Genomic DNA, 23373 nt, shown 5'->3' with positions numbered 1-23373 from the left:
AACAGAAACCGGGGCACGCGCCTCGTAAGGCTCGTACCCCGGCAACCGTATCGCTCTTGCGTTACTTGCTCGTCTTGCGCTCCACGGCGGCCTTCACCAGGCCCGCGAAGAGCGGGTGCGGGCGGGTCGGGCGCGAGCGCAGCTCCGGGTGCGCCTGGGTGGCGACCAGGTAGGGGTGGACCTCGCGCGGGTACTCGACGTACTCGACGAGCTTGCCGTCCGGGGAGGTGCCGGAGAAGAGGATGCCCGCCTTCTTCTCGAGCTCGGCGCGGTAGGAGTTGTTCACCTCGTAGCGGTGACGGTGGCGCTCCTCGACGTACTCCTTGCCGTCGTACACCTCACGGGCGATGGAGCCCTCGGCGAGCTTCGCCGGGTACATGCCCAGGCGCATCGTTCCGCCCATGTCGCCCTCGCCCGCGACGATGTCCAGCTGCTCCGCCATGGTCGAGATGACCGGGTGGGCGGTCGCGGCGTCGAACTCCGTGGAGTTGGCGTCGGGGATGTCCGCGAGGTTGCGGGCCGCCTCGACGACGATGCACTGCAGGCCGAGGCAGATGCCGAGCAGCGGCACCTTGTTCTCGCGGGCGTACTGGATGGCGCTGACCTTGCCGTTGACGCCGCGCTCGCCGAAGCCGCCGGGAATCAGGATCGCGTCGACGTCACCGAGCTGCTTGGCGGCACCCGCCGGGGTCTTGCAGTCGTCGGACGTGACCCACTTGACCTTGACGCGGGCGCGGTTGGCGAAGCCGCCGGCGCGCATGGCCTCGGTCACCGAGAGGTAGGCGTCGGGCAGGTCGATGTACTTGCCGACCAGCGCGACGGTGACCTCGTGGTCCGGGTTGTGCACCCGGTCCAGGAGGTCCTCCCACTGGGTCCAGTTCACGTCGCGGAACGGGAGGTCCAGCTTGCGGACCACGTAGGCGTCCAGGCCCTCGGTGTGCAGGACCTTCGGGATGTCGTAGATCGACGGCGCGTCCTTGCAGGCCACGACCGCGTCCTCGTCGACGTCGCACATCAGCGAGATCTTGCGCTTGATGGCGGTCGGTACGTCGCGGTCGGCGCGCAGCACGATGGCGTCCGGCTGGATACCGATGTTGCGCAGGGCCGCGACCGAGTGCTGGGTCGGCTTGGTCTTCAGCTCACCGGACGGGCCGATGTAGGGAAGCAGCGAGATGTGCACGACGAAGACGTTGTCGCGGCCGACCTCGTGGCGGACCTGACGGACGGTCTCCAGGAAGGGCAGGGACTCGATGTCACCGACCGTGCCGCCGACCTCCGTGATGACCACGTCGACGTCGTCGGTGGCCATGCGGCGGATGCGGTGCTTGATCTCGTTGGTGATGTGCGGGATGACCTGGACGGTGTCGCCGAGGTACTCGCCGCGCCGCTCCTTGGCGATGACCTGCGAGTAGACCTGGCCGGTGGTGACGTTGGCCGTGCCGTCGAGGTCGACGTCCAGGAAGCGCTCGTAGTGGCCGATGTCCAGGTCGGTCTCGGCGCCGTCGTTCGTGACGAACACCTCTCCGTGCTGGAAGGGGTTCATCGTGCCGGGGTCGACGTTGAGGTAGGGGTCGAGCTTCTGCATGGTGACCCTCAGGCCCCTGGCCTTGAGCAGCGCGCCGAGGCTGGAAGCCGTCAGTCCCTTACCGAGGGAGGAGGCGACACCCCCGGTGACGAAGATGTGCTTGGTCGTCGTGGCTTTGGGCTGCATGGCCAAGAGGGGGCTCCCGTGGTCGCGGTCTGGAGGGTGCGTACCGGCGTCCGTCCAAAGGGTCTGGAGGAGGTGCCGTCGCTGCGGTTCGGGGGTTCTATGACCACCGGCTCACGGGCTACCAGGGTATCAGCGACGAAGGGAGGCTGCTTCCGGCCACGCTCGACCACTTACGTCACAACTCCCTCACCAGGTGCTCACCCGTTCGGCGCAGCCTCGTTGTCGGGAGCGGCGCGCAGATGACCGGCGTGCGTCGTATCCTGCTCGGACACTCACTGCCGAGCCGGACCGATCAACGGCAACCACCCCCCGCCCGTTCCTTGGAACAAGAGGCTCGCGCAGTTCGTTTTACAGCGAACCCTTGACCGTAGAGCGAGCGCCCCGAGAGGGCGACGTGGCCGTTTGACTGGAGATGCACGTGGCCGGGCGCATCGAGGATTACGCACTCATCGGAGACATGCAGACCGCTGCCCTGGTCTGCCGGGACGGCACAGTCGACTGGCTGTGCCTGCCCCGCTTCGACTCGCACGCCATCTTCGCCGGATTGCTCGGCACGGAGGAGCACGGATTCTGGCGTCTGGGGCCCGCTCACAGCCCCGACGCGCCACCGCCGACAGCCGCGCGGCGCACCTACCGCGGCGATTCACTGATCCTTGAATCCGAGTGGGACACCCCGCGCGGCACGGTCCGCGTGACCGATTTCATGCCGCCGCGCGACACGGACGCCCCGCAGCTAGTGCGGATCGTCGAAGGCGTCAGCGGCCGGGTGCCGATGCGCTCCGCCCTGCGGATGCGCTTCAGCTACGGCCGTGTGGTGCCCTGGGTGCACAAGGTCGACGGGCGCACGGTGGCCGTCGCCGGACCCGACTCGGTGTGGCTCGACACGTCGGCCGAGACCTTCGGCAAGGACCTCACGACGTACTCGGACTTCACGGTCGCGCCGGGTGAGCGGATCGCGTTCACCATCTCGTGGCAGCCCTCGCACAAGGAGCCGCCCGCGCCCGCCGAGCCCGAGAACGCCCTCGTGGCCACGCAGGACTTCTGGCAGGACTGGGTAGAGCACTGCACGTATCACGGCCCGTACCGCGAGGCCGTGGTCCGCTCGCTGATCACGCTGAAGGCCCTGACGTACGCCCCGACGGGCGGCATCGTCGCGGCGCCCACGACGTCGCTGCCCGAGGACATCGGCGGCTCCCGCAACTGGGACTACCGCTACACCTGGCTGCGCGACGCCGCCATCACGCTCTCCTCGCTCCTGCGCACCGGATACCGCGAGGAGGCCCGCGCCTGGCGCGAGTGGCTCCTGCGCGCGGTGGCGGGCGACCCCGAGAACCTGCAGATCATGTACGGCATCGCGGGCGAGCGCGAGCTCGGCGAGGCGGAGCTGGACTGGCTTCCCGGCTACGAGGGCTCGACCCCGGTCCGGGCCGGCAACGGCGCCGCGCACCAGCTCCAGCTCGATGTGTACGGCGAGGTCACCGAGGCCCTGCACCTGGCGCACATGACGGGCCTCGCCCGCAGCGACTACGCATCGCTGCTCCAGCTGAAGCTGATCCGGTACCTGGAGTCGAACTGGGACCAGCCGGACGAGGGCATCTGGGAGGTGCGCGGCCCTCGCCGCCACTTCGTGCACTCCAAGGTGATGTGCTGGGTCGCCGTCGACCGCACGATCAAGCTCATCGAGTCCGGCGACGCGGACGGCCCCCTGGAGAAGTGGCGCGAGCTGCGCGACGACATCCACCGGGACGTCTGCGAGAAGGGCTACGACAAGGAGCGGAACACGTTCACGCAGTCGTACGGCTCCAAGGAGCTCGACGCCTCGCTGCTTCTCATCCCTCAGATGGGCTTCCTGCCGCCCGACGACAAGCGCGTCATCGGCACGATCGAGGCGATCCAGCGGGAGCTCTCGACACCGGACGGCTTCATCCTGCGCTACCCCACCACCGGCGACGACGCGGGCGTGGACGGTCTTGAGGGTGACGAAGGCGCCTTCCTCGCCTGTTCGTTCTGGATGGCGGACGACCTGGCGATGATCGGCCGCGTCGACGAGGCCCGCAGGCTCTTCGAGAAGCTGCTCGCTCTCCGCAACGACCTGGGACTGCTCGCCGAGGAGTGGGATCCGCGGCTGCAGCGCCAGGTCGGCAACTTCCCGCAGGCGTTCAGCCATGTGCCGCTGATCGACACGGCTCTGCGGTTGACGGCCAGCGGGGCGTACGGCGGTTAGTCGGGCCGCTCGGATCGGAACGGAACGGACGGCGACGGGTTTCCCGTCGCCGTCCGTTTTCATGCCCGTTTCATGCCCGGGTTTCATGCCCGGGGCGACGGGTTGTCGGGATACGGGCGGAACAGATCACTCCCGTAACCGGTCGGAGATGTTCCCGGGGCGTATGCGCAGGTAGCGTCCGCCCCATGGAAAGTCAGGGCACGCAGGGCACTCAGGGCGGGATCACCGTGCAGCGGGCCCTGGAACTTCCGGGTCTTCGCGGCGGACTCCCGGAAGTGGTCGCGGGCGCGGAACGGCTGCAGCGCACGGTGCGGTGGGTGCACGCGGGCGAGGTGCCGAACATCGCCTCGCTCCTCAAGGGCGGCGAGCTGCTCCTGACCACGGGCCTCGGCCTGGGCGCACGCCCCGCCGAACAGCGCGTCTTCGTGCGCAAGCTCGCCGAGCGCGGCATCGCGGCACTCGTCGTCGAGCTGGGCCCGCGCTTCACGCGGCTCCCCGCGGCGATCGTGGAGACGGCGCGCGCGGCAGGCCTTCCGCTGGTGCAGCTGCACCGTGAGGTGCCCTTCGTGACGGTCACGGAGGAAGTCCACACCGAGATCGTCAACGGCCACTACGCGCTGCTCCAGCGGGCCGAGGAGGTCCACCGGCGCTGCACCCAGGCGCTGCTCGGCGGGGGCGGCATTCCCCAGGTCCTGAAGGTCCTCGCGGACTTCAGCGGCAACCCGGTGTTCCTGGAGACGGCGGAGGGGCAGCTTCTGTACGCCGCCGGGGCGGGCACCGAGTGTGCCGATCCCCTCCAGGTGTGGGAGGGACTGCGGGGGCGGACCGTCAACAAGGACGGACCGCCCGCGGGCGCGGTGCTCGTCGACGTGCCGGGCGGTGGGCCCGGGGCCGGCTCGGTGCGCGCCAGGCTCGTGCTGCTCGCCGTGGAGTCCGCGCTGCTTCCGGTGCACCGGATCGCGGCCGAGCGGGCCGCGGGCTCACTCGCGGTGGTCCTGATGCAGGCCCGGCAGGAGGAGGAGCTCGCCGCGCGCGGCCGGGGCGACTTCCTGACCGATCTGGCGGAGGGGCGGATCCTGGCCGACGACGCGCCCGCCCAGGCGCGGGTGCTCGGCTTCAAGCCCGGCGAGAGCCCGCTGCTCCCGGTCGTGATGAGACTCGCGGACGGCCTGCCGCCCGGCGGCGGCTGGGCCGTCCTCGCGCGGGCGGTCGCGGAGGAGCTCGCCGCGGTGGGGGTGCCGGTGCTGCTCGGCGTACGGCCGGTCGAGGGGCGCGTCCCGCTGCTTCTCGGACTCCGTTCGGAATCGGAACGCGCCGCGGTGGCCGACCGGGTCGCCACCGCCCTGCGGGCAGGCGTCGAGCGGGCGGGGATGCAGCGGGCCGGGGCGCTGCCGCCGGTCGTGGTCGTCGGGGTCGCGGGCGGCTGGGCGGCGGCTTCGGCGGGACTCCGGCACGCGGCGGAGACGGCGACGGCCGCGCAGGGCCTCTCCGACCGCCCCTGGTACGACGCGCGGCGCCTGGACATCGACCTGCTCCTCTGGCGCCTGCACAACTACGACGACTCGGCCCTCGCGGCGTTCGTGGACCGCGCGATCGGCCCTTTGCGAACCCACGACCGGCGCTCGAAGCCACCGCTGCTTCCCACCCTGCAGACGTACCTCGCCCATGCCGGGCGCAAGGCGGAGACGGCACGCGAACTGCACCTGAACCGCCAGACGCTCTACAACCGCCTCGCCAGAATCAGTGAACTCCTCGGCACCGACCTGGACGACCCGCAGACGGTGCTCGCGCTGAGCCTGGCCCTGCGGGCGCGGAGGCATGTGGCGTAGAGGAGGCATGTGGCGTAGGGGCCGCGGACCTCGACCACCGGGCTACATGGTGAGCGGCTGCGTCAACTCGTCGTAGACACTGAGCACTTGCGCGACCGTCTCGTCCTCGGTCGGCCACGTCGCCGCCTGGGCCGTCCCCTTGTCCTTGAACCGCTCCCTGAGCGCGGGATCGGCGAGGAGGCGTGCGACGGCGGTGGCAAGGGCCTCGGCGTCGCCGTACGGGACGAGCGTGGCCGCGTCGCCGACCAGTTCGGGGATGCCGCCGACAGCGGTCGCGACGAGCGGCACGCGCGCGTGCAGGGCTTCCTGGGCCAGTACGGAGCGGGACTCCCAGCTGCTGGGCAGGACCACGAGATCGGCCGCGGCGAGCATCTCGGGGACGTCGTCACGCCGCCCGACGAGCCGGACCGGAAGACCCTCGTTCTCGATACGCCGCTGCAGGGCGCCGCGATCGGGCCCTTCACCGGCGATGACGAGGAGCGGCAGGGGGTCGAGGTGACGCCACGCGCGTGCGGCCTCGAGGAGGAGGTCGTAGCCCCGCTGCCGTTCGAGCGTGCCGACCGTGATGATCAACGGCCGGTCGACGGCACCGATTTCGGCACGGGCCTTGTGCCGGGACCCGTCGGTCTCCTCGCCCGTACCGGCCGCCGCGCGCGGCGCGGGGAGCGTGACGGGGGCGAGGCGGGCGTCCCGGGCGCCCCTGCTGCGGGCGCGGTCGACGAGGTCGGACGAGGTGCCGAGGACCACGGCGGCGGCCTTGGCGACGCGCCGCTCCAGGAGGTGCAGGACGTGGGCTCGCGCCCCTTCCGCCTGCGCGCGGGTGTGCCAGGTGACGACGAGGGGAATGCGGCGGCCGGTGAGCGCGAGGGCCGCACGCAGCGCGGCATGCAGCCCGTGCGCGTGCACGAGATCGGCGTCGGCGAAGGCCGTTCGGAGGGAGGCGACGGACGCGGGGTCGCTGCTGCGGGGTACGTGGATATGCCGGGCGCCGGTGCCCGTCAGGTCGTAGGCGGTGGCCGCCTCGGTGGGGGCACAGACCGTGACCCGCACGCCCCGCGCGGCGAGGCCCGCGGCGAGCGACCTGACGTGGGAACTGCTGCCCGCACTGCCACCGCCCAGTACTTGCACGGTGTGCAGCGGGGTCTGACCGTGCGGAGAGTGGCTGCTCACGTGGCTCACGTAGCCGGGGCTCCTGGGTCGGCGTCGGGGGGCTGCGCCAAGGATGCCAGTCCGTACGGACGTTCCGGCACCACCCAAAGGTCTCTTCCGTGTCGGGGCGGGCAACTCCCTGACCCGGATCACCCACACGGGTGAGGACGACGGGGTTTCAGCGCCGCGGATGGCCTGCGGCCCTCAGCATCTTTGCAGCGGGGATATGCCGGAGGGAAGGCTTTCAGGGGCTCGGCGTGGCTCGACGAAGACGCTGGGCCCCGCTTCCCGCGGCCGCGCTGACCCTCTCGCCGTACGCGGCGGCCGCCACCAGACCCGCCGCATGGGCGGCGAGCCCCGCGCGGCCGTTGCCCGCGACGATGGCGGCACCGAGTGCCGCACCCAGGGCGTGCGCTCCCGCGTCGCCGATCATGGCCTGCTCCCCGAAGTCCTCCGGGAGCACGGCCGCGGCGGCCCCCACGGAGGCCGCGGAGAAGACCCCGGCGGTGCCTTTGCGCAGCAGCCCCGGCGCCCCAAGGGCGAGCACCGTCGCGGCGGCCCTTCCCGGGCGTACGTCCACGAGGTTGACGAAGTGGGCGGTGCCCGCGATCACGACGCCCGCGAGGAGCTTGTCCACCGGCCGCTCCTTGAGCAGCGCACCGGCGGCGAGCCCTGCCGCACAGACCCCGAACAACTTCACGGCCCCACTGGTCACTTCACCGCCCCGCAGCGCCCCCAGGTGCGCGCGAAAGCCCCGGCGCGGATCACCCTCACCCGCCACGTCGTCGTACGCCCCGCAGGCCCCGGCAGCAAGCACGGCGAACGCGGCGGCGCCGCGGGCCCTGGCAGGCAGAGCCACGGTTCCGGCCGCCGCACCGAGGGCGGCGGCGGGCCCGGCGTACAACTCCACTGCCCGCCCCGCGTAGTTCTTCCGCTGCCAGCGGTCGGGCCCGCCGGGGGCACGTGAGCGCAAAGCGGTGGTGGCCGCGCGGGTGACGGCGGCTGCGGCGAGGAGAGCGGTGAGGCGTCGGGCGGGCTTGCGGTCGATCATGCGGGCCAGCCTAGGGCTGGGGCACGACCAAGCCTCACCCGTCCCCCCGAGCCGTCGCCAGCAGCTCCTCCGCATGCGCCCGCGCGGTCTCCGAGTCCTCCTGGCCCGCCAGCATCCGGGACAGCTCCCGCACCCGGTCCTCGCCCTCGAGAACCAGCACGCCGGACCGCGTCACCGACCCGTCGTTCGTCTTCTCGACAAGCAACTGCCGGTCGGCGAACGCCGCCACCTGAGGCAGGTGCGTCACGACCACGACCTGCGCCGACTTGGCGAGCCTGGCCAGCCTGCGGCCGATCTCGACCGCGGCCTTGCCGCCGACGCCCGCGTCGACCTCGTCGAAGAGGTACGTCGGAACGGGATCCGTGCCCGCGAAGACGACCTCGACGGCGAGCATCACGCGCGACAGCTCACCGCCGGACGCGCCCTTGGCGATCGGCCGCGGCGGGGCGCCCGGATGGGGGGCGAGGAGGAGTTCCACCTCGTCGACGCCCGCCGGGCCGTACGCGACGAGGCGTCCGTCGACCGGCACACCGTCCGCGCCGTCGGGCACCTCCGTACTGCTGATGTCGATCGTCACGCGCGCGTGCGGCATCGCGAGCGAGGACAGCTCTTCGGTGACGGCGGCCGCGAACCGCGACGCCGCCTCCTGGCGTGCGTCGGTCAACGCCTGGGCGAGCCCCGCGAGTTCCGCCCGGAGCGCGTCCCGCTCGGCGGTCAGCTCGTCGAGACGGTCGTCGTCGCCCTGGAGTTCGGTGAGCCGCGCGGCCCCCTCCTCGGCCCAGGCGAGTACGGAGTCGATGTCGGCGCCGTACTTCCGGGTCAGCTGGGTGAGCGCGGCCCGCCGCTCCTCCACCGCGGCGAGGCGCAGCGGATCGGCGTCGAGGTCGTCGGCGTACCCCGCGAGCTCCCCCGCCACATCGCCGAGGAGAATCCCGATCTCGCCGATCCGCTCGGCAAGGGCGGCCAGGGCGGGGTCGTGGGAACGCACCGCCTCAAGAGCCCGGTGGGCACCTGCCACCAGCGTCGTGGCGTCGACCCCCTCCGGGTCCTCGGGGATGCCCGCGAGCGCGGCGTGCGCGGACGTGGCGGCGGAGGCGAGGGCCTCCGCGTGGCCGAGCCGCTCGGCCTCGGCGGCCAGTTCGGTGTCCTCGCCCGCGCGTGGCTCGACACCCGCGACCTCTTCGAGGCCGAAACGCAGCAGATCGGCCTCCTGGGCCCGCGCGCGTGCCTGCGTGGTGATCTCGTCGACCTCGGTCGTCACGGCCCGCAGCCTGCGGTACGCCGCCGTGTACTTGGCAAGCGGCACGGTGACCGCGTCGCCCGCGTACCGGTCGAGTGCCCCGCGCTGGCGCCCCGGCTTGAGCAGCCCCTGCTGGTCCGTCTGTCCGTGCACCGCCACGAGGTCGTCGGCGAGTTCGGCGAGCAGCCCCACCGGGACCGACCGCCCGCCGAGATGGGCGCGGGATCTCCCCTCCGCCGAGACGGTACGGCTGATCAGCAGCGCCCCGTCGTCGAGCTCGGCCCCCGCTTCCTCTGCCCGCACGGCCGCCGAGGCGCCCGCGGGCATGGTGATCCGCCCCTCCACCACCGCGGCCTTCGCGCCGATCCGCACCAAAGCGGCATCCGCGCGTCCGCCGAGCAACAGGCCAAGGCTGGTGACCACCATCGTTTTGCCCGCACCGGTCTCGCCGGTCACCGCGGTGAACCCCGGCGACAGCTCCACCACCGCGTCGTCGATGACTCCGAGCGACCGTATCCGCATCTCCTCCAACACGGACACGACCTTACGAGGTCATGGGCCAGGTGTGCGACGGGCCCTGGCTCCCTTCCACCTTCCTTCCACGAAGGCGCAGGTGGCAAAGGCGGACCGAACGGACGCTGTCACCCGCAGGGGGTGGGGATTCCAGGGGCAGTGGCGGGGATTCCAGGGGCAGTGCTGGGGTTTCCAGGGGTGGGGATTACCCCACCACGATCTTCCTGACAGCCTCCTGGTGCGCAGGTGCCCAAGCACCCCACCCTGATCCATATGGGAACGGGACTGGCACAGGCGGCGCTGCGCGGGCATCGCCCGGCGTTCGTGGGCACGGCGGTGGCCGCGCTCTTCGCGGCGACCGTGGTGAGCGCATCGACGATGATGCTCGGCGCGACGGGCACCGAAGGGCTCTCCACGCGGGCACGCGAGCAGATCACCGAGAACGGCGTCGGCGACATGGCCGTCGTCCTGCTGATCGGATCGATCTACATGTCGATATTCGTGGTCGCGTCGACGATGGGCACGGCCGTCACACAGCAGCACCGCGAGCTGGCCATGGTGCGCTCCATCGGCGCCAAGCCCCGCCAGGTCCGCCGTGCGGTGGCCGTCCAGGCCCTCGCCGCGTCCATACCGGCCGCGCTCGCCGGCTTCGTCCTCGGCAGCTTCGTGGCCCGGTGGTGGCACGCGGGCATGGTCTCGCACGGTCTGCTTCCCGCCGAGGCGCACTTCCGGTTCGCCTTGCTCGCCCTGCCGGTGTGCCTGGGCGTGGCCGTGGTGACGACGACGCTCGCCGCGCTCCTCTCGGCGCTGCGGTTCTCGCTGCTCCGCCCGGCCCGCGCCCTGAGCGAGGCGGCGACCGGACGGCGGGGGCTCGGCATGCTCCGGGCGCCGCTCGGCCTGATCGCGGTCGCGGGGGCGTGTGTGGTCTCGGTCCTGCTGTCGAAGCAGCCTGCGGACGAGGCGAGCGAGGGGGCGTTCCTCGTCCTGATCCTCTTCTGTGTCGGCGCGGGGCTGCTCGGCCCGCGGATCATCGGGCCCGCGGCCTGGCTGGTCTCCGCCCTTGTGGGCCGGCTCGGCGGCAGCGCGCGCCTGGCGATGCTCAACGTCCGCTCGCAACCCCGCCGTTTCTCCGCCGCGGTCGTGCCGCTCGTCCTGGTCGTGGGCTTCGGCCTGACCAAGATCGGCATGCACACCACGGCGCAGCACTACACGGGTTCGGCAGGCAGCACGGGCGAGGTCTGGCTCGACTACGTGGGCACGGGTCTGTACGCGGGCTTCGCCGCGATCGCCGCGGCGAACACCCTCGCCATGATCTCCTTCGAGCGCCGCCGCGACATAGCCCTGCTGCGCGTGGTCGGCAGCCAACGCGCCCAGCTGCGGGCCATGGCGGCCTGGGAAGCCGTGGTCGTCGCGGGGACCGCGCTGCTGCTCGGCACGGCGATCGCGCTGGGCACGCTCGCGCCGATCCTCAAGTCGGCCTTCGGCTCGTCGCTCCCCCACCTGCCATGGGCCGTGCCGACAGGGATCGCGGCGGGCACGCTGCTGCTCACGCTGCTTGCGACGGGGCTGCCGGTGGCATCGGTGATGCGGCGGCGAGCGATATCCGTGGTCTGCTCAACGTGACCTGAAGGGCCAAGACGGGGCAGCGCCGTGAGCGCCCCTAAGGGGCGCGGGGCTGTGACATTCATGCGGCTCCGCCGCGTGGGCGCGACCAGCCCCAACCGGCCCGCAGGTCATCACCGCCCATCCAGCGGAACGCTAGTGCGGCGCCCCGCGCCACCCCGACACCGGCAAGGCGAACTTGGCGACGAGCCGGTCCGTGAACGACGCGTGATGCAGCCGCGCAAGACGTACCGGCACCCCGCCCCTGCGCACCTCGACCCGGGCCCCCGGCGGCAGCTCCACGGTCCGCCGCCCGTCGCACCACAGCACCCCGTGCGGCGTGTGCGGCTGGACCTCGACGGCGAGCACCGAGTCCGGCGAGGTCACCAGCGGCTTGGCGAACAGGGCGTGGGCGCTGATCGGCACCATCAGGAGCGCCTCCACCTCAGGCCACACCACGGGCCCGCCCGCGGAGAAGGCGTACGCGGTGGATCCGGTCGGCGTCGCGCACACGATGCCGTCGCAGCCGAAGCCGGTGACCGGACGCCCGTCGATCTCCAGGATCACCTCGAGCATCCGCTCGGCCGACATCTTCTGCACGGCCGCTTCGTTGAGCGCCCAGTCGCGGTGCACGACATCGCCGTTGCTGTGCACGACGACGTCGATGGTCATCCGCTCCTCGACCTCGTACGCCTTCGTCACCACCCGGTCGACGACCTTGTCGAGGTCGTCGCGCTCGGCCTCGGCGAGGAAGCCGACCCGGCCCAGGTTCACGCCGAGCATCGGCACCCCTGAGGCCCGGGCGAACTCGGCGCCACGCAGCAGCGTGCCGTCACCGCCGAGGACGACGAGCAGTTCACAGCCGTCGAGGCACTGGGGGGTGGCCTCCTTCACCGTGCCGACCTCAGGCGGCAGCGGCAGATCGGCCGCCTCCGCCTCGAGGACCCGTACGCCGATGCCGCTGCGAAGCAGCCCCTGGACGACGAGTTCGGCACTGCGGATGGCGGCAGGCCGTCCGGTGTGCGCGAGCAGGAAAACAGTACGAGCTCGGGTCTGGGTCACTCGGGTCTGAGTCAACGGGGCCCCTCCGCCACGGCACGGTCAACGTCCGCCGGGTCGAGTTCAGGCGCCCCGGCACGCAGCCACAGAAAGTACTCGACATTTCCGGAAGGTCCAGGCAGCGGGCTCGCAGTCACGCCACGCACACCGAGCCCGAGCCCCCACGCTTGGCGGGCCACGCCGCGTACGGCGTCGGCCCGCAGTTCCGTGCTGCGCACCACACCGCCGGTGCCCAGACGCTCCTTGCCGACCTCGAACTGCGGCTTGACCATCAGGACCAGGTCCGCGTCCGGGGCGGCACACCGCACGAGGGCGGGAAGCACCAGGCCGAGCGGGATGAACGAGAGGTCGCCGACGACCAGGTCGACAGGGGTGTTGTCGATGGCGTCCAGCGTCAACTCCCGTACGTTCGTACGGTCCTTGACGGTGACCCTGTCGTCGCTCTGCAGCGACCAGGCGAGCTGGCCGTACCCGACGTCCACGGCGACGACGCCCGAGGCTCCGGCCCGCAGCAGCACATCGGTGAAGCCACCGGTGGACGCGCCCGCGTCGAGCGCGCGCCGCCCTTCGACGACCAGGCCCTGCGGCCCGAACGCGGCGAACGCGCCCGCGAGCTTGTGGCCGCCGCGCGAGACATAGTCGGGATCGCTGTCGTCGCTCGCGACCACGATGGCGGCAGCGGTCTCCACCTGCGTCGCGGGCTTCGTCGCGGTGTTCTTGTCGACGGTCACCCGTCCTGCGGCGATCAGCTGGCTCGCGTGCTCGCGCGAGCGCGCCAGCTTGCGGCGGACCAGTTCGGCGTCGAGGCGGCGGCGTGCCACTCCTGCCACGTTCTGTTCAGCTCCTGTTGTACGGGGGTGAGTGCGGGGGTGACTGCGGGGACGAGGCCTCGGGCGTCCCCATGGGTGAGGGCGCCGGCGGCCCGGGGCGTGCGTCGAGCGCGGTCAGCGCGTCCCGCAGTCCCCGGTGTACATCCTCGTACACCTCGATGTGGCCGTCCGTGGCGAGGTGGTCGGCGTCGCCGAGACGCCCCAGGAGGCCGTCGACCTCGGCGTCACCGGTCGGGGCACGCTCCACCCCGAGGGGCGCGGGTCCGACGGGGTCGTACGTCTCCGCCTCCGCCGCGGCTTCCGCGGCCCCGGGCTCCACCGGCTCAGGCTCGGGGCCCGGCATCGAGTCGCTCATGCCCCGACGCTACCCCGAAGCGCTGCGGTACCGTCGATCACGATGGCGACGATCGAAGAGTGCCGCACGGCGCTCGACAAACTCTCGGACAACTTGGCGGGCGCTGAAGGCAGCGCACGCAGCGCTGCCGCGCTCGACCGCTCGCTGAGCTGCCGCATCACCGATCTTGACGTGACCTTCACGGGCCGCCTCCAGAACGGCCGGATCACGGTGCTGGACACACACCCCGGTCCTCCTCGCGACAAGGCCGAGATCCGTCTCGCGATGGCCGGCGACGATCTGGTGGCGATGGTGGACGGCGAGCTGAACTTCGCGAAGGCGTGGGCCTCAGGACGGGTCAAGCTGGAGGCGGGCCTGCGCGACATGCTCCGCCTCAGGTCGCTGCTTTAGCCCCGGCCACTGTGGCTCCGGCCGCTGCGGCCCCGGCTGCGGTAGCCGCCGCCTTCGCACGTACCCGCCGTGACGCGGGCACCACCAGCGGCGTCCCGGTCTCCGGGTCGTCGATGATCTGGCAGTCCATCCCGAAGGTGTCGCGCACCAGCTCCGTCGTGACGACGTCGGACGGCGCGCCCTCGGCGACGACCGCGCCGTCGCGCAGGGCGATGAGGTGGGTGGCGTAGCGGGCCGCGTGGTTGAGGTCGTGCAGGACGGCGACCAGCGTGCGGCCCTGCTCCTCGTGGAGGTCGGCGCACAGGTCGAGGACGTCGATCTGGTGCTGGATGTCGAGGAACGTCGTCGGCTCGTCCAGGAGCAGCAGCGGGGTCTGCTGCGCGAGCGCCATCGCGATCCAGACGCGCTGGCGCTGCCCGCCCGAGAGTTCGTCGACATAGCGATCGGCCAGTTCGGCGACGCCGGTCGACGCCATCGACTCGCCCACGATCCGCTCGTCGTCCGCCGACCACTGGCGAAGGAGCCCCTGGTGCGGATAGCGCCCGCGCGCCACCAGGTCGCCCACCGTGATCCCGTCGGGCGCGATGGAGGACTGCGGGAGCAGGCCGAGCGTCCTCGCCACCTTCTTCGCGGGCATCGACTGGATGACGTTCCCGTCGAGCAGGACACGGCCCGCCGAGGGCTTGAGCATCCGGGACAGAGCACGCAGCAGGGTGGATTTGCCGCAGGCGTTCGGGCCGACGATCACCGTGAAGGAGTTGTCGGGGATCTCGACGGACAACTTCTCCGCGATGACGCGCTGGTCGTAGCCAAGGGTCACGCCGTCCGCGATGAGCCGGTTCACTGCGGCACGCTCCTGCCTGTCGGTGCTCTCAGAGGTGTTCGTATCCGTCTTTGTGCGCGTCTTCATATCCGCCCCGCCTTGCGCTCGATGACGAGGAGCCACAACAGGTAGATGCCGCCGAGTACGCCCGTGACCACGCCGACGGGCAGCTGATCGGCGCCGAAGGCCCGCTGCGAGGCCCAGTCCGCGACGATGAGCAGAGTGGCGCCCATGAACATCGCGGGCAGCAGGTTCGGCCCCGGCGAGCGGGTGAGCCGCCTGGCGAGCTGCGGCGCGGTGAGCGCGACGAAGCTGACGGGGCCCGCCGCCGCGGTGGCCGCCGCGGTGAGCAGGACGGCCGAGGCCATCAGGACGATGCGGGTGCGCTCGACGGGCACGCCGAGCGCGTACCCGACGTCGTCGCCCATCTCCAGCATCCGCAGCGGACGGGCGTACGTCATGACGAGCGGTACGAGGATCGCGCAGAGGATGAGCAGGGGCCAGACCTGCTCCCAGTCCCGCCCGTTGAGGGATCCGGTCATCCAGACGACGGCACGCGCCGCGTCGACGATGTCCGCCTTGGTGAGCAGGTAGCCGTTGATGGCGGTGACGAAGGCGGAGACGCCGATGCCGACCAGGACGAACCGGAATCCGTGCACGCCGCGTTTCCAGGCCAGCACATAGATCGCGAAGCCGGTCACCAGACCGCCCACGAGCGCGCCGCCCGCCACCTGCACCGCGGTGCCCTGGAAGAGAACGATCATGATGAGCGCGCCCGCGGTGGACCCTTGGCCGAGGCCGAGGATGTCGGGACTGCCCAGCGGGTTGCGCGAGATGGACTGGAAGATCGCGCCGCCGAGACCGAGCGCGGCGCCCACCAGGAGACCGACCAGGACCCGCGGAAGTCGCAGGTCGTTGATGATGAACTCCTGCCCGGCGTCTCCGTTGCCGAGCAGGGTGCGGATGACGTCGGCGGTGGGGATGTAGAAGTCGCCGGTGCCGATCAGGACGACGCTCGCGGCGAGCGCGGCCACGATGAGCACGGCGACGACCACGGCCGTGCGGACGTCGAGTCGGAGGCTGAAACCGCCCCGGGTGCGTATCGCCTTCACAGCTGAGCCAGCCTCCGCCGTCGTACGAGAAAGATGAAGACCGGAGCGCCGATCAACGCGGTGATGATGCCGACCTGCAGCTCCGCGGGCCGCGCGACGACGCGCCCGACGACGTCGGCGCCGAGCAGCAGCACCGGCGAGAGGATCGCCGCGTACGGCAGGATCCAGCGCATGTCGGGACCGGTGAAGGAGCGCACGACGTGCGGCACCATCAGGCCGACGAACATGATGGGGCCGCAGGCCGCGGTCGCCGCTCCGCAGAGCAGGGTCGCGGCGGCCATGGACAGGGCGCGGGTGCGGTTCAGATGGGCGCCGAGCGCGCGGGCGGTGTCGTCGCCCATGGCCATGGCGTTGAGCGGGCGTGCGAGGCCGAGGGCGAGCACGATGCCGATCACCAGGAAGGGCAGGACCTGCAGGATGGTCTCGGTCTTGGCCGATGCCAGGGAACCGACCGTCCAGAAGCGCATCTTGTTGAGCGCGGCGTTGTCCGTGATCATCACGGCCTGCAGATAGCCGTAGAGGGCGGCGCTCAGCGCGGTACCGGCGAGCGCGAGGCGCACCGGGGTCGCATTGCGCGTGCCGCCCAGGGCGTAGACGGCGGCGCCGACAACTGCCGCTCCTGCGAAGGCGAACCAGACATAGCCGCTCAGCGAGGTGACGCCGAAGAAGCTGATGGCGGTGACGACGGCGGCCGACGCACCGAGGTTGATGCCCAGCAGCCCCGGGTCGGCCAGCGGATTGCGTGTCAGCGCCTGCAGGACGGCTCCGGCGAGGCCCAGGGCCACACCGACGAGCGCTCCGAGCAGCGTCCGCGAGAGCCGCTCTCCGACGACGACATCGCCGTACGTCCCGGTGTCCTGAAATAGGCCGTGCCAGACCTGGTCCAGGGACATCTGCTTGGCACCGACCGCGATGCTCGCCACGACGACGAGCAGCAGCACACAGACCGAGACGAGGAGCCCGGCGGTGCGTATCGCGCGGCGGTTGGGAGGCGCGGGAGCGGTCTCCGCGCCGGCTTCGGGGGGACTGTCGACCAACACCAGGTTAGGTTAGCCTACCCTCGCACTTGACTTCGACGAGAGAAGCAACACCTATGCGCGTCCGCCGCCCGATACCTCCTGCTCTGCCCCGGCGTGGCTTCCTGGGCATGAGCGTCGCCCTCGGCATCGGCGGACTCCTGACAGCATGCGGCTCCGACGACGGCGACGCAAAGTCGTCAAACGGCGGTTCGGCCTGGAGCTTCAAGGACGACCGCGGCAAGACGGCCAAGGTCGGCCACACCCCGAAGAACATCGTCGCCTTCATCAGTACGGCCGCCGCCCTGCACGACTACGGCGTCGCGTGCACCGGAGTCTTCGGCCCCTCCAAGCCGGTGGACGGCAAGCCCAATCCTCAGGCGGGCGATCTCGATGTCGGCAAACTGACGAGCCTCGGCGAGTCCTGGGGCCAGTTCAACATCGAGAAGTACGCGGGCCTCAAGCCAGATCTCCTGATCAGCAACATGTTCCCGCCGCCCGCTCTCTGGTTCGTCCCCGAGGAAGGCGCCAAGAAGATCGAGTCACTCGCGCCCACCGTCGGTATCAAGGGCGCCCGCGCCTCGCTCCTGGAACCGCTGAAGCGCTACACCGAGCTCGCTCAGTCCCTCGGCGGGGACCTCCGGACGGAGAAGGTGCGGGCCGCCAAGGCCCGCTTCGACAAGGCCGAACGGACTCTGCGCAAGGCGGCGAAGGCCAACCGCGGCCTGAAGGTCCTCGCGATGACCGGTGACGCCGACCAGATGTACGTCGCCGTGCCGGACTCCTACTGCGACCTCAACTACTTCAAGGACCTCGGCGTCGAGTTCGTCGAGGGCAAGAAGAGCGACGAGTGGGGCTTCTGGGAGTTCCTCAGCTGGGAGAACGCCGACAAGTACGACGCCGACCTCATCATGATCGACAACCGTACGAGCGCGATGCCGCCCAAGGAGCTCGCGAAGAAACCCACCTGGGCGCTGCTCCCCGCCGTCAAGGCCGGCCAGACCGTGCCGTGGTCCATGGAGGAGCGCTACAGCTACGCCGGTTACGCCCCCGTGCTCGAACAACTCGCCGCCGCCATAGAGAAGTCGAAGAGGCTCACCTGATGACTGCATCCCCCTACCACCTCTTCGATGTCCACGTGCTGCGCACCGAGTACGTCACCCCCGCCATGATCCGCGTGGCCCTCGGCGGCGACGGTCTGGCGGGGATGGCGTCGGCGGGCCGCGACCAGCGCATCAAGGTCTTCCTGCCGCATCCGGGGCAGGACGCCCCCGTCATGCCGGACACGACGGGCGAGAACGCGGCCAACTGGTACGCCGACTGGTGTGCCCTCGATCCCGATGTCCGGGGCATCATGCGCACCTACACCACGCGTGAACTGCGCCGCGACCCCGATGAGTTGATCGTCGACTTCGCGGTCCACGGCCCGGCTCCCTCGCCCTTCGACGGCCCGGCCACCAGCTGGGCACGGAACGCCCGGCCCGGGGCCCGGATCGGCGTGCTCGCCCCGATCGAGGAGGAAAACGGCGCGTACGAGTTCAGGCCGCCTCAGGACACCGACTGGGTCCTCCTGAGCGCCGACGAGTCCGCGCTCCCGGCGATCGCGGCCATCCTGGAGACGCTCCCGCCCGCCACGCCGACCCGCGTCTGGATCGAGGTCCACGACCTGGCGGACAAGCAGGAACTGCCGACGAAGGCCGACGCCGAGATCACGTGGCTCACGAAGGAAGGCGGGACACCGCCGGCGATCCAGGCCGCGGAACTGCCTTCGGGTACCCCGTACGCCTTTGTCGCGGGCGAGTCGGCAACGGTCAAGTCGGTCCGCCGCCACTTGGTCCGTGACCGCGACTTCGACCGCAAGCGGATCTGCTTCTCCGGCTACTGGCGCAAGGGCACCACCACGGACGAGCTGATCGACCGCAACGAAACGGCCTGACCCTCCACTGTCCCCCTATCCCCTCTGCCCCACCCCTGACCGAAGCCCCGTCCGTCCGCCCGCCGGCCGGGGCTTCCCCCTTGAGCGGGCGGCCGAGCCCCCCGGCTCGACACCGCCACCTTCCGAGCCGCTACACCCCCAACTGCGACAACGCCTTCTCCCCATCCAGCGTGCACTTCCCGTCCCCCGCCGCCGTCCACGCCGCCGCACACAGCGCCCGCAGCCCGTCCAGTGCCTCGCCCTCGCCGTCGAGCACCAGCTCCTGCCCCCGCGCCGACGCCGTCCACCCTCCGCAGCTGAAACCGTCCTCCGCCGGAGTCACTTCGGGCTGCCCGGTCAGCATGCCGCGCAGGTCCGCGTCCACATACGTCGGCCGGTGCTCGGGCGGGGCCGCAAGGAGCTGGGCGCCGTCCGTGACCCCGCTCAGGACGAGCAGCGAGTCCACCTCGCCGTTGAACGCGCCCTCGATGTCCGTGTCGAGCCGGTCCCCCACGACCAACGGCCGCTCGGCGCCCGTCCGCAGGATCGTCTCGCGGTGCATCGGAGGCAGCGGCTTGCCCGCCACCTGCGGCTCCGCGCCCGTCGCGATGCGTACGACCTCCACCGCCGCGCCATTGCCCGGCGCGATGCCCCGCGCACCGGGAATCGTCAGGTCGGTGTTGGACGCGAACCACGGCAGCCCGCGCGCGATCCCGTAACAGGCCTCGGCGAACCGACCCCACGCCATGTCGGGACCGCCGTACCCCTGCACGACCGCCACAGGACCGTCGTCCGCCGACTCCACCGGCTCGAGACCGCGCTCCCGCAGCGCGACCCGCAGCCCCTCCCCGCCGATCACAAGCACCCGCGCGCCCGCGGGCACCTGCTCGCTCACAAGGCGCGCCGCCGCCTGCGCGGACGTGATGACGTCCGATGCCCCGGTCGGAATGCCGAGCTCCGTCAGATGCTCGGCCACCGCGTCCGGCGTGCGCAGCGCGTTGTTCGTCACGTACGCGAGATGCATGCCGCCCGCGCGGGCCGTCCCGAGCGAATCAACGGCGTGAGCGATCGCGTGCCCGCCCGCGTACACCACCCCGTCCAGGTCGAGCAGCGCCGTGTCATACGCCTCACTCAGCACATTCCGGCTGCCCTCGGGCCGTGTCCTGACGGTCTGGCTCATTACGCATCGCTCCTCGATCGAACCCACTCCCCCGATCATCGCTCATGCCACTGACACACATACGATGCAGCAATGAACGCAGCGGGTCATACCGACGAGCAAGGCCTCGACCTGATCCCGTTCCGAGGCGTGCGCTACGTCCCCGAACGGGTCGGCAGCCTTGCCGCCGTGACGTCCCCGCCGTACGACGTGGTCGTACGGCCGGACGGACTGCTCCACCTGGAGTCCGCCGACCCGCACAACATCGTCCGCCTTATCCTCCCCCAGGCCACCACTCCGGCGGCCCGCAACGAACAGGCAGCCGGGACCCTGCAGGCCTGGCTCTCCCAGGGCATCCTGGCGCCCGACCCGAAGCCCAGCCTCTACGTCTACGAACAGCGCGACGCCGACATCCTGCAGCGCGGCGTCATCGGCGCCCTGCGCCTCTCCGAGGCCGAGGAAGGCATCGTCCTGCCTCACGAAGGCGTCATGCCCCACGTCGTGGAGGACCGCGCGGGCCTGATGCGCGCGACGAGCGCCAACCTCGAACCGCTGCTCCTGACGTACCGCTCCAACGGCGACACCACGGGCGCGACGGCAGTCGTCGAGCGCACGGTGGAGACCGAGCCTCTCCTCTCCACGACCACGGAGGACGGCTTCAGTCACCGCTTGTGGGCGATCACCGACCCCGCAGACCTCGCCGAGATCCAGACAGATCTCCTCCGCCGTCAGGCTCTGATCGCGGACGGACACCACCGCTGGGCAACCACTCTCCGGCTGCGCTCGGAGCACCCGTCACCCAGCCCCTGGGATTACGGCCTGGTCCTCCTGGTGGACACCGCGCGCTACCCCCTGCGGGTCCGCTCCATCCACCGCTACCTGCACCGGCTCCCGGTCCCCGACGCCCTCGCGGCCCTCACGGACTCCTTCCGCATACGCACCGTCGAAGGCCCCCTGCCGCGCGCCCTCGAAGCGCTTGCCGAGGCCGCAGCCGACAGCAACGCCTTCCTCCTAGCGGGTGACGGCGGCTTCCACCTCATCGACCGCCCGTCCCCGGACCTCCTCGCCCGTACGATCCCGGCGGACCCGCCTGAGGCCTGGCGCACCCTGGACGCGACGGTCCTGCACTCCACGCTCCTCGACCACATCTGGAAGATTCCGGACGCCCCGGAGCACATCGCGTACATCCACGACACCGCGGCGACCGTGGAGAAGGCGGAACGCGACGGCGGCACGGCCGTCCTGATGCACCCGGTCCGCGAAGAGGTCGTACGCGACCTGGCCCGCCAGGGGGTCACGATGCCCCGCAAGTCCACGTCCTTCGGCCCCAAGCCGGCATCGGGCCTGGTCCTGCGCGGCCTGGACTTCTGAACCTTCCGCAGCACGCGCATACGACAACGGGCGGGATCCCCTGAGGGGTCCCGCCCGTTGTCTGCACCTGGGTGACCAGGCGACTAGGTCAGCGCTCAGACCTTGCCGTTGTCGTCTTCGTCATCATCGTCCAGCTCGTCCTCGTCATCGGCCTCGTCATCATCCTCGTCCTCGTCCTCCTGGACGGGGGTGACGTCGGCGACCACGGGCTCCGAGACCGGCGCCTCGGCGTCGTCCTGAAGCGCGTCGACGAACTCGACACCGTCCAGCTCGGCGAGACGGTCCGACGCGTCGGTGCTGCCGTCCTTGTCGGACTCGACGACCTTCGCGAACCACTCGCGCGCCTCGTCCTCACGGTCCGCGGCGAGCAGCGCGTCGGCGTACGCGTAGCGAAGCCGCGCCGTCCACGGCTGGACCGAGTTCGACGCCAGCTCGGGACCCTGCAGGGTGACGATGGCGGCATCGATCTGCCCCAGGTCCTGACGCGCACCGGCGGCGACGAGACGCATCTCGACCTGCCCCGGCTTGTCCAGCTTCTGCACCTCGGGCGCACCGGCCATGTCCAGCGCCTTCTCGGGCCGGCCAAGACCGCGCTCGCAGTCCGCCATGACGGGCCAGAGCTCGACGCTGCCGGTCATCCGCCGGGCCGCCCGGAACTCGCCGAGCGCCTCGTTGTAGTTCTGGGTCGCGTACGCGGCGAAGCCCGCGGCCTCCCGTACGGCGGCAACACGCGAGGCGAGCCGCAGTGCGACCCGAGAGTAAGCGTACGCCTGCTCGGGGTCCTCGTCGATGAGGTTGGCGACCATCACCAGGTTCCTGGCGACATCCTCAGCGAGCCCCTTGGGAAGGCTCTGCAGCTCCTGCTGTACGCCCTTGTCGATCTCGCGGCCCGTGACGTCATCAGGGATCGGCAGCCGCTTGATGGGCTCGCGGTCACGGTCGTCACGCCCGCGGTAGCCACCACGGTCGCCGCCACCACGGCTGTCGTCGCGGCCGAAGCCGCCGGGCCGCCCACCACGGCTGTCGTCACGCCGCGGCGCACGGTCATCGCGCCCACGGTAGCCACCACGGTCGCCGCTGCCGCCACGGTTGTCGTCGCGACGGAAGCCGCCACGGTCACCACCGCGGTCATCGCGCCGGTCGCCACCACCACGGTTGTCGTCACGACGGAACCCACCGCGGTCACCGCCGCGGTCGTCACGGCGGAAACCGCCACGGTCGCCGCCGCCACGGTTGTCATCACGCCGGTCATCGCGCTGGAAACCGGGACGGTCGCCACCACGGGGCCGGTCGTCGCGACGGTCGTCACGGCGGTCATCGTGCCGGAAGCCACCACGGTTGTCACCACCGCGGTCGCCACCACGATCGCCGCCACCACGGTTGTCATCACGGCGGTCATCGCGCCGGAACCCCGGACGATCGCCGTCACGGCGGAAGCCGGGACGCTCGCCGCCGCCACCACGGTTGTCGTCACGGCGGAAGCCACCGCGCTCACCACCGCCCCGGTTGTCGTCACGCCGGTCATCCCGGCGGAAGGGGGGACGGTCGCCGCCACTGCGGTCGTCACGGCGCGGAGCACCTGAGGTCGAACGGTCATCGCGGCGGAACGGAGGACGCCCACCGCCACTGCGGTCGTCATGGCGCGGGGCACCGGAGGTCGAGCGGTCGTCACGGCGGAACCCACCACGGTCGCCACTGCCACCACGGTCATCGCGCCCGCGGTAACCGCCACCGCCACCACTGCCGCCACCACGGTTGTCGTCACGACGGAAGCCGCCACGGTCACCACCGCGGTCGCCACCACGGTCATCTCGACGGTCGTCGCGCCGGAACTGGGGACGGTCGCCGCCACTGCGATCGTCACGACGCGGAGCACCGGAGCTCGGACGGTCGTCACGGCGCGGGGCACCGGAGGTCGAGCGGTCATCGCGGCGGAACCCACCACGGTCGCCACTGCCACCACGGTCATCGCGCCCGCGGTAACCGCCACCGCCACCACTGCCGCCACCACGGTTGTCGTCACG

Annotated in this window: 19 protein-coding genes and 1 pseudogene; 7 read left to right on the top strand and 13 right to left on the bottom strand. The window is 71.3% G+C overall.

Annotated elements, in window-relative coordinates; all coding sequences use genetic code 11:
- Positions 1–61: 61 nt before the first annotated feature.
- On the bottom strand, positions 62–1711 hold the full coding sequence (locus ACFQ7F_RS27130; protein WP_383275257.1) for a CTP synthase: 1650 nt from the start codon (positions 1709–1711) through the stop codon (positions 62–64).
- 412 nt (positions 1712–2123) lie between these two features.
- Here ACFQ7F_RS27130 and ACFQ7F_RS27125 point away from each other — a divergent pair, with 412 nt between their 5' ends.
- On the top strand, positions 2124–3935 hold the full coding sequence (locus ACFQ7F_RS27125) for a glycoside hydrolase family 15 protein (protein WP_383275254.1): 1812 nt from the start codon (positions 2124–2126) through the stop codon (positions 3933–3935).
- A gap of 185 nt (positions 3936–4120) precedes the next feature.
- Positions 4121–5764, top strand: coding sequence for a PucR family transcriptional regulator (locus ACFQ7F_RS27120; protein ID WP_383275251.1), 1644 nt, complete (start codon positions 4121–4123; stop codon positions 5762–5764).
- A gap of 42 nt (positions 5765–5806) precedes the next feature.
- On the opposite strand, the gene ACFQ7F_RS27115 is transcribed toward ACFQ7F_RS27120, so the two are convergent.
- The 3 genes from ACFQ7F_RS27115 to recN all read right to left on the bottom strand — a co-directional run bounded on the left by ACFQ7F_RS27115 (position 5807) and on the right by recN (position 9726).
- A complete protein-coding gene (locus tag ACFQ7F_RS27115; protein ID WP_383275248.1) occupies positions 5807–6943 on the bottom strand; it encodes a glycosyltransferase family 4 protein in 1137 nt (378 codons plus the stop codon).
- A 214-nt stretch (positions 6944–7157) separates the two neighbouring features.
- A complete protein-coding gene (locus ACFQ7F_RS27110) occupies positions 7158–7964 on the bottom strand; it encodes a hypothetical protein (RefSeq protein WP_383275245.1) in 807 nt (268 codons plus the stop codon).
- Positions 7965–7998: 34 nt separating this feature from the next.
- On the bottom strand, positions 7999–9726 hold the full coding sequence (gene recN / locus ACFQ7F_RS27105) for a DNA repair protein RecN (protein ID WP_383275315.1): 1728 nt from the start codon (positions 9724–9726) through the stop codon (positions 7999–8001).
- Positions 9727–9990: 264 nt separating this feature from the next.
- On the opposite strand from recN, the gene ACFQ7F_RS27100 reads away from it, so the two are divergent.
- Positions 9991–11340, top strand: a complete 1350-nt coding sequence (locus ACFQ7F_RS27100) for an FtsX-like permease family protein (RefSeq protein WP_383275242.1) — start codon at positions 9991–9993, stop codon at positions 11338–11340.
- Positions 11341–11475: 135 nt separating this feature from the next.
- On the opposite strand, the gene ACFQ7F_RS27095 is transcribed toward ACFQ7F_RS27100, so the two are convergent.
- The 3 genes from ACFQ7F_RS27095 to ACFQ7F_RS27085 are packed head-to-tail and all read right to left on the bottom strand — an operon-like array spanning position 11476 to position 13563.
- Entirely contained in the window at positions 11476–12381 is a 906-nt protein-coding gene (locus tag ACFQ7F_RS27095; RefSeq protein WP_383275312.1) for an NAD kinase, read from the bottom strand.
- An 11-nt stretch (positions 12382–12392) separates the two neighbouring features.
- Positions 12393–13208, bottom strand: coding sequence for a TlyA family RNA methyltransferase (locus ACFQ7F_RS27090; RefSeq protein WP_383275239.1), 816 nt, complete (start codon positions 13206–13208; stop codon positions 12393–12395).
- A 7-nt stretch (positions 13209–13215) separates the two neighbouring features.
- On the bottom strand, positions 13216–13563 hold the full coding sequence (locus ACFQ7F_RS27085) for a hypothetical protein (RefSeq protein ID WP_383275236.1): 348 nt from the start codon (positions 13561–13563) through the stop codon (positions 13216–13218).
- Between the two features lie 42 nt (positions 13564–13605).
- Here ACFQ7F_RS27085 and ACFQ7F_RS27080 point away from each other — a divergent pair, with 42 nt between their 5' ends.
- Positions 13606–13953 carry an SCP2 sterol-binding domain-containing protein gene (locus ACFQ7F_RS27080; RefSeq protein ID WP_383275233.1) on the top strand — a complete coding sequence of 116 codons (348 nt, stop codon included), beginning with the start codon at positions 13606–13608 and terminating at the stop codon, positions 13951–13953.
- Here the strand turns inward: ACFQ7F_RS27080 and ACFQ7F_RS27075 are convergent.
- The 3 genes from ACFQ7F_RS27075 to ACFQ7F_RS27065 are packed head-to-tail and all read right to left on the bottom strand — an operon-like array spanning position 13937 to position 16928.
- Entirely contained in the window at positions 13937–14863 is a 927-nt protein-coding gene (locus tag ACFQ7F_RS27075) for an ABC transporter ATP-binding protein (RefSeq protein ID WP_383275230.1), read from the bottom strand. The genes ACFQ7F_RS27080 and ACFQ7F_RS27075 overlap by 17 nt on opposite strands.
- Positions 14860–15888: a FecCD family ABC transporter permease gene (locus ACFQ7F_RS27070; protein ID WP_383275227.1), complete on the bottom strand. Its 1029-nt coding sequence runs from the start codon at positions 15886–15888 to the stop codon at positions 14860–14862. Before ACFQ7F_RS27070 ends, ACFQ7F_RS27075 begins: the two co-directional genes overlap by 4 nt.
- Positions 15885–16928 carry a FecCD family ABC transporter permease gene (locus ACFQ7F_RS27065; RefSeq protein ID WP_383275224.1) on the bottom strand — a complete coding sequence of 348 codons (1044 nt, stop codon included), beginning with the start codon at positions 16926–16928 and terminating at the stop codon, positions 15885–15887. The genes ACFQ7F_RS27070 and ACFQ7F_RS27065 overlap by 4 nt, the downstream gene beginning before the upstream one ends.
- Positions 16929–17035: 107 nt before the next feature.
- Between ACFQ7F_RS27065 and ACFQ7F_RS27060 the strand changes: the two genes are divergently transcribed.
- Positions 17036–18007: an ABC transporter substrate-binding protein gene (locus ACFQ7F_RS27060; protein ID WP_383275221.1), complete on the top strand. Its 972-nt coding sequence runs from the start codon at positions 17036–17038 to the stop codon at positions 18005–18007.
- Entirely contained in the window at positions 18007–18840 is an 834-nt protein-coding gene (locus ACFQ7F_RS27055) for a siderophore-interacting protein (protein WP_383275218.1), read from the top strand. Before ACFQ7F_RS27060 ends, ACFQ7F_RS27055 begins: the two co-directional genes overlap by 1 nt.
- A gap of 130 nt (positions 18841–18970) precedes the next feature.
- On the opposite strand, the gene ACFQ7F_RS27050 is transcribed toward ACFQ7F_RS27055, so the two are convergent.
- Positions 18971–19999, bottom strand: coding sequence for an HAD hydrolase-like protein (locus ACFQ7F_RS27050; protein ID WP_383275215.1), 1029 nt, complete (start codon positions 19997–19999; stop codon positions 18971–18973).
- A 72-nt stretch (positions 20000–20071) separates the two neighbouring features.
- Between ACFQ7F_RS27050 and ACFQ7F_RS27045 the strand changes: the two genes are divergently transcribed.
- Complete coding sequence (locus tag ACFQ7F_RS27045) at positions 20072–21349, top strand: DUF1015 domain-containing protein (protein ID WP_383275212.1); 1278 nt, start codon at positions 20072–20074, stop codon at positions 21347–21349.
- Between the two features lie 95 nt (positions 21350–21444).
- Here the strand turns inward: ACFQ7F_RS27045 and ACFQ7F_RS27040 are convergent, their stop codons facing one another.
- Together ACFQ7F_RS27040 and ACFQ7F_RS27035 are read right to left on the bottom strand one after the other, a co-directional pair.
- On the bottom strand, positions 21445–22263 hold the full coding sequence (locus ACFQ7F_RS27040) for a tetratricopeptide repeat protein (protein ID WP_383275309.1): 819 nt from the start codon (positions 22261–22263) through the stop codon (positions 21445–21447).
- Positions 22264–22272: 9 nt separating this feature from the next.
- Positions 22273–23373, bottom strand: a pseudogene (locus ACFQ7F_RS27035) (hypothetical protein); the annotation flags it as partial.

Source organism: Streptomyces sp. NPDC056486 (genome assembly GCF_042795295.1).
In the GTDB taxonomy this organism is placed as follows: domain Bacteria; phylum Actinomycetota; class Actinomycetes; order Streptomycetales; family Streptomycetaceae; genus Streptomyces.
The sequence above is the reverse complement of the archived record's forward strand: the minus strand, read 5'-3'. Positions and strand labels throughout refer to the sequence as shown.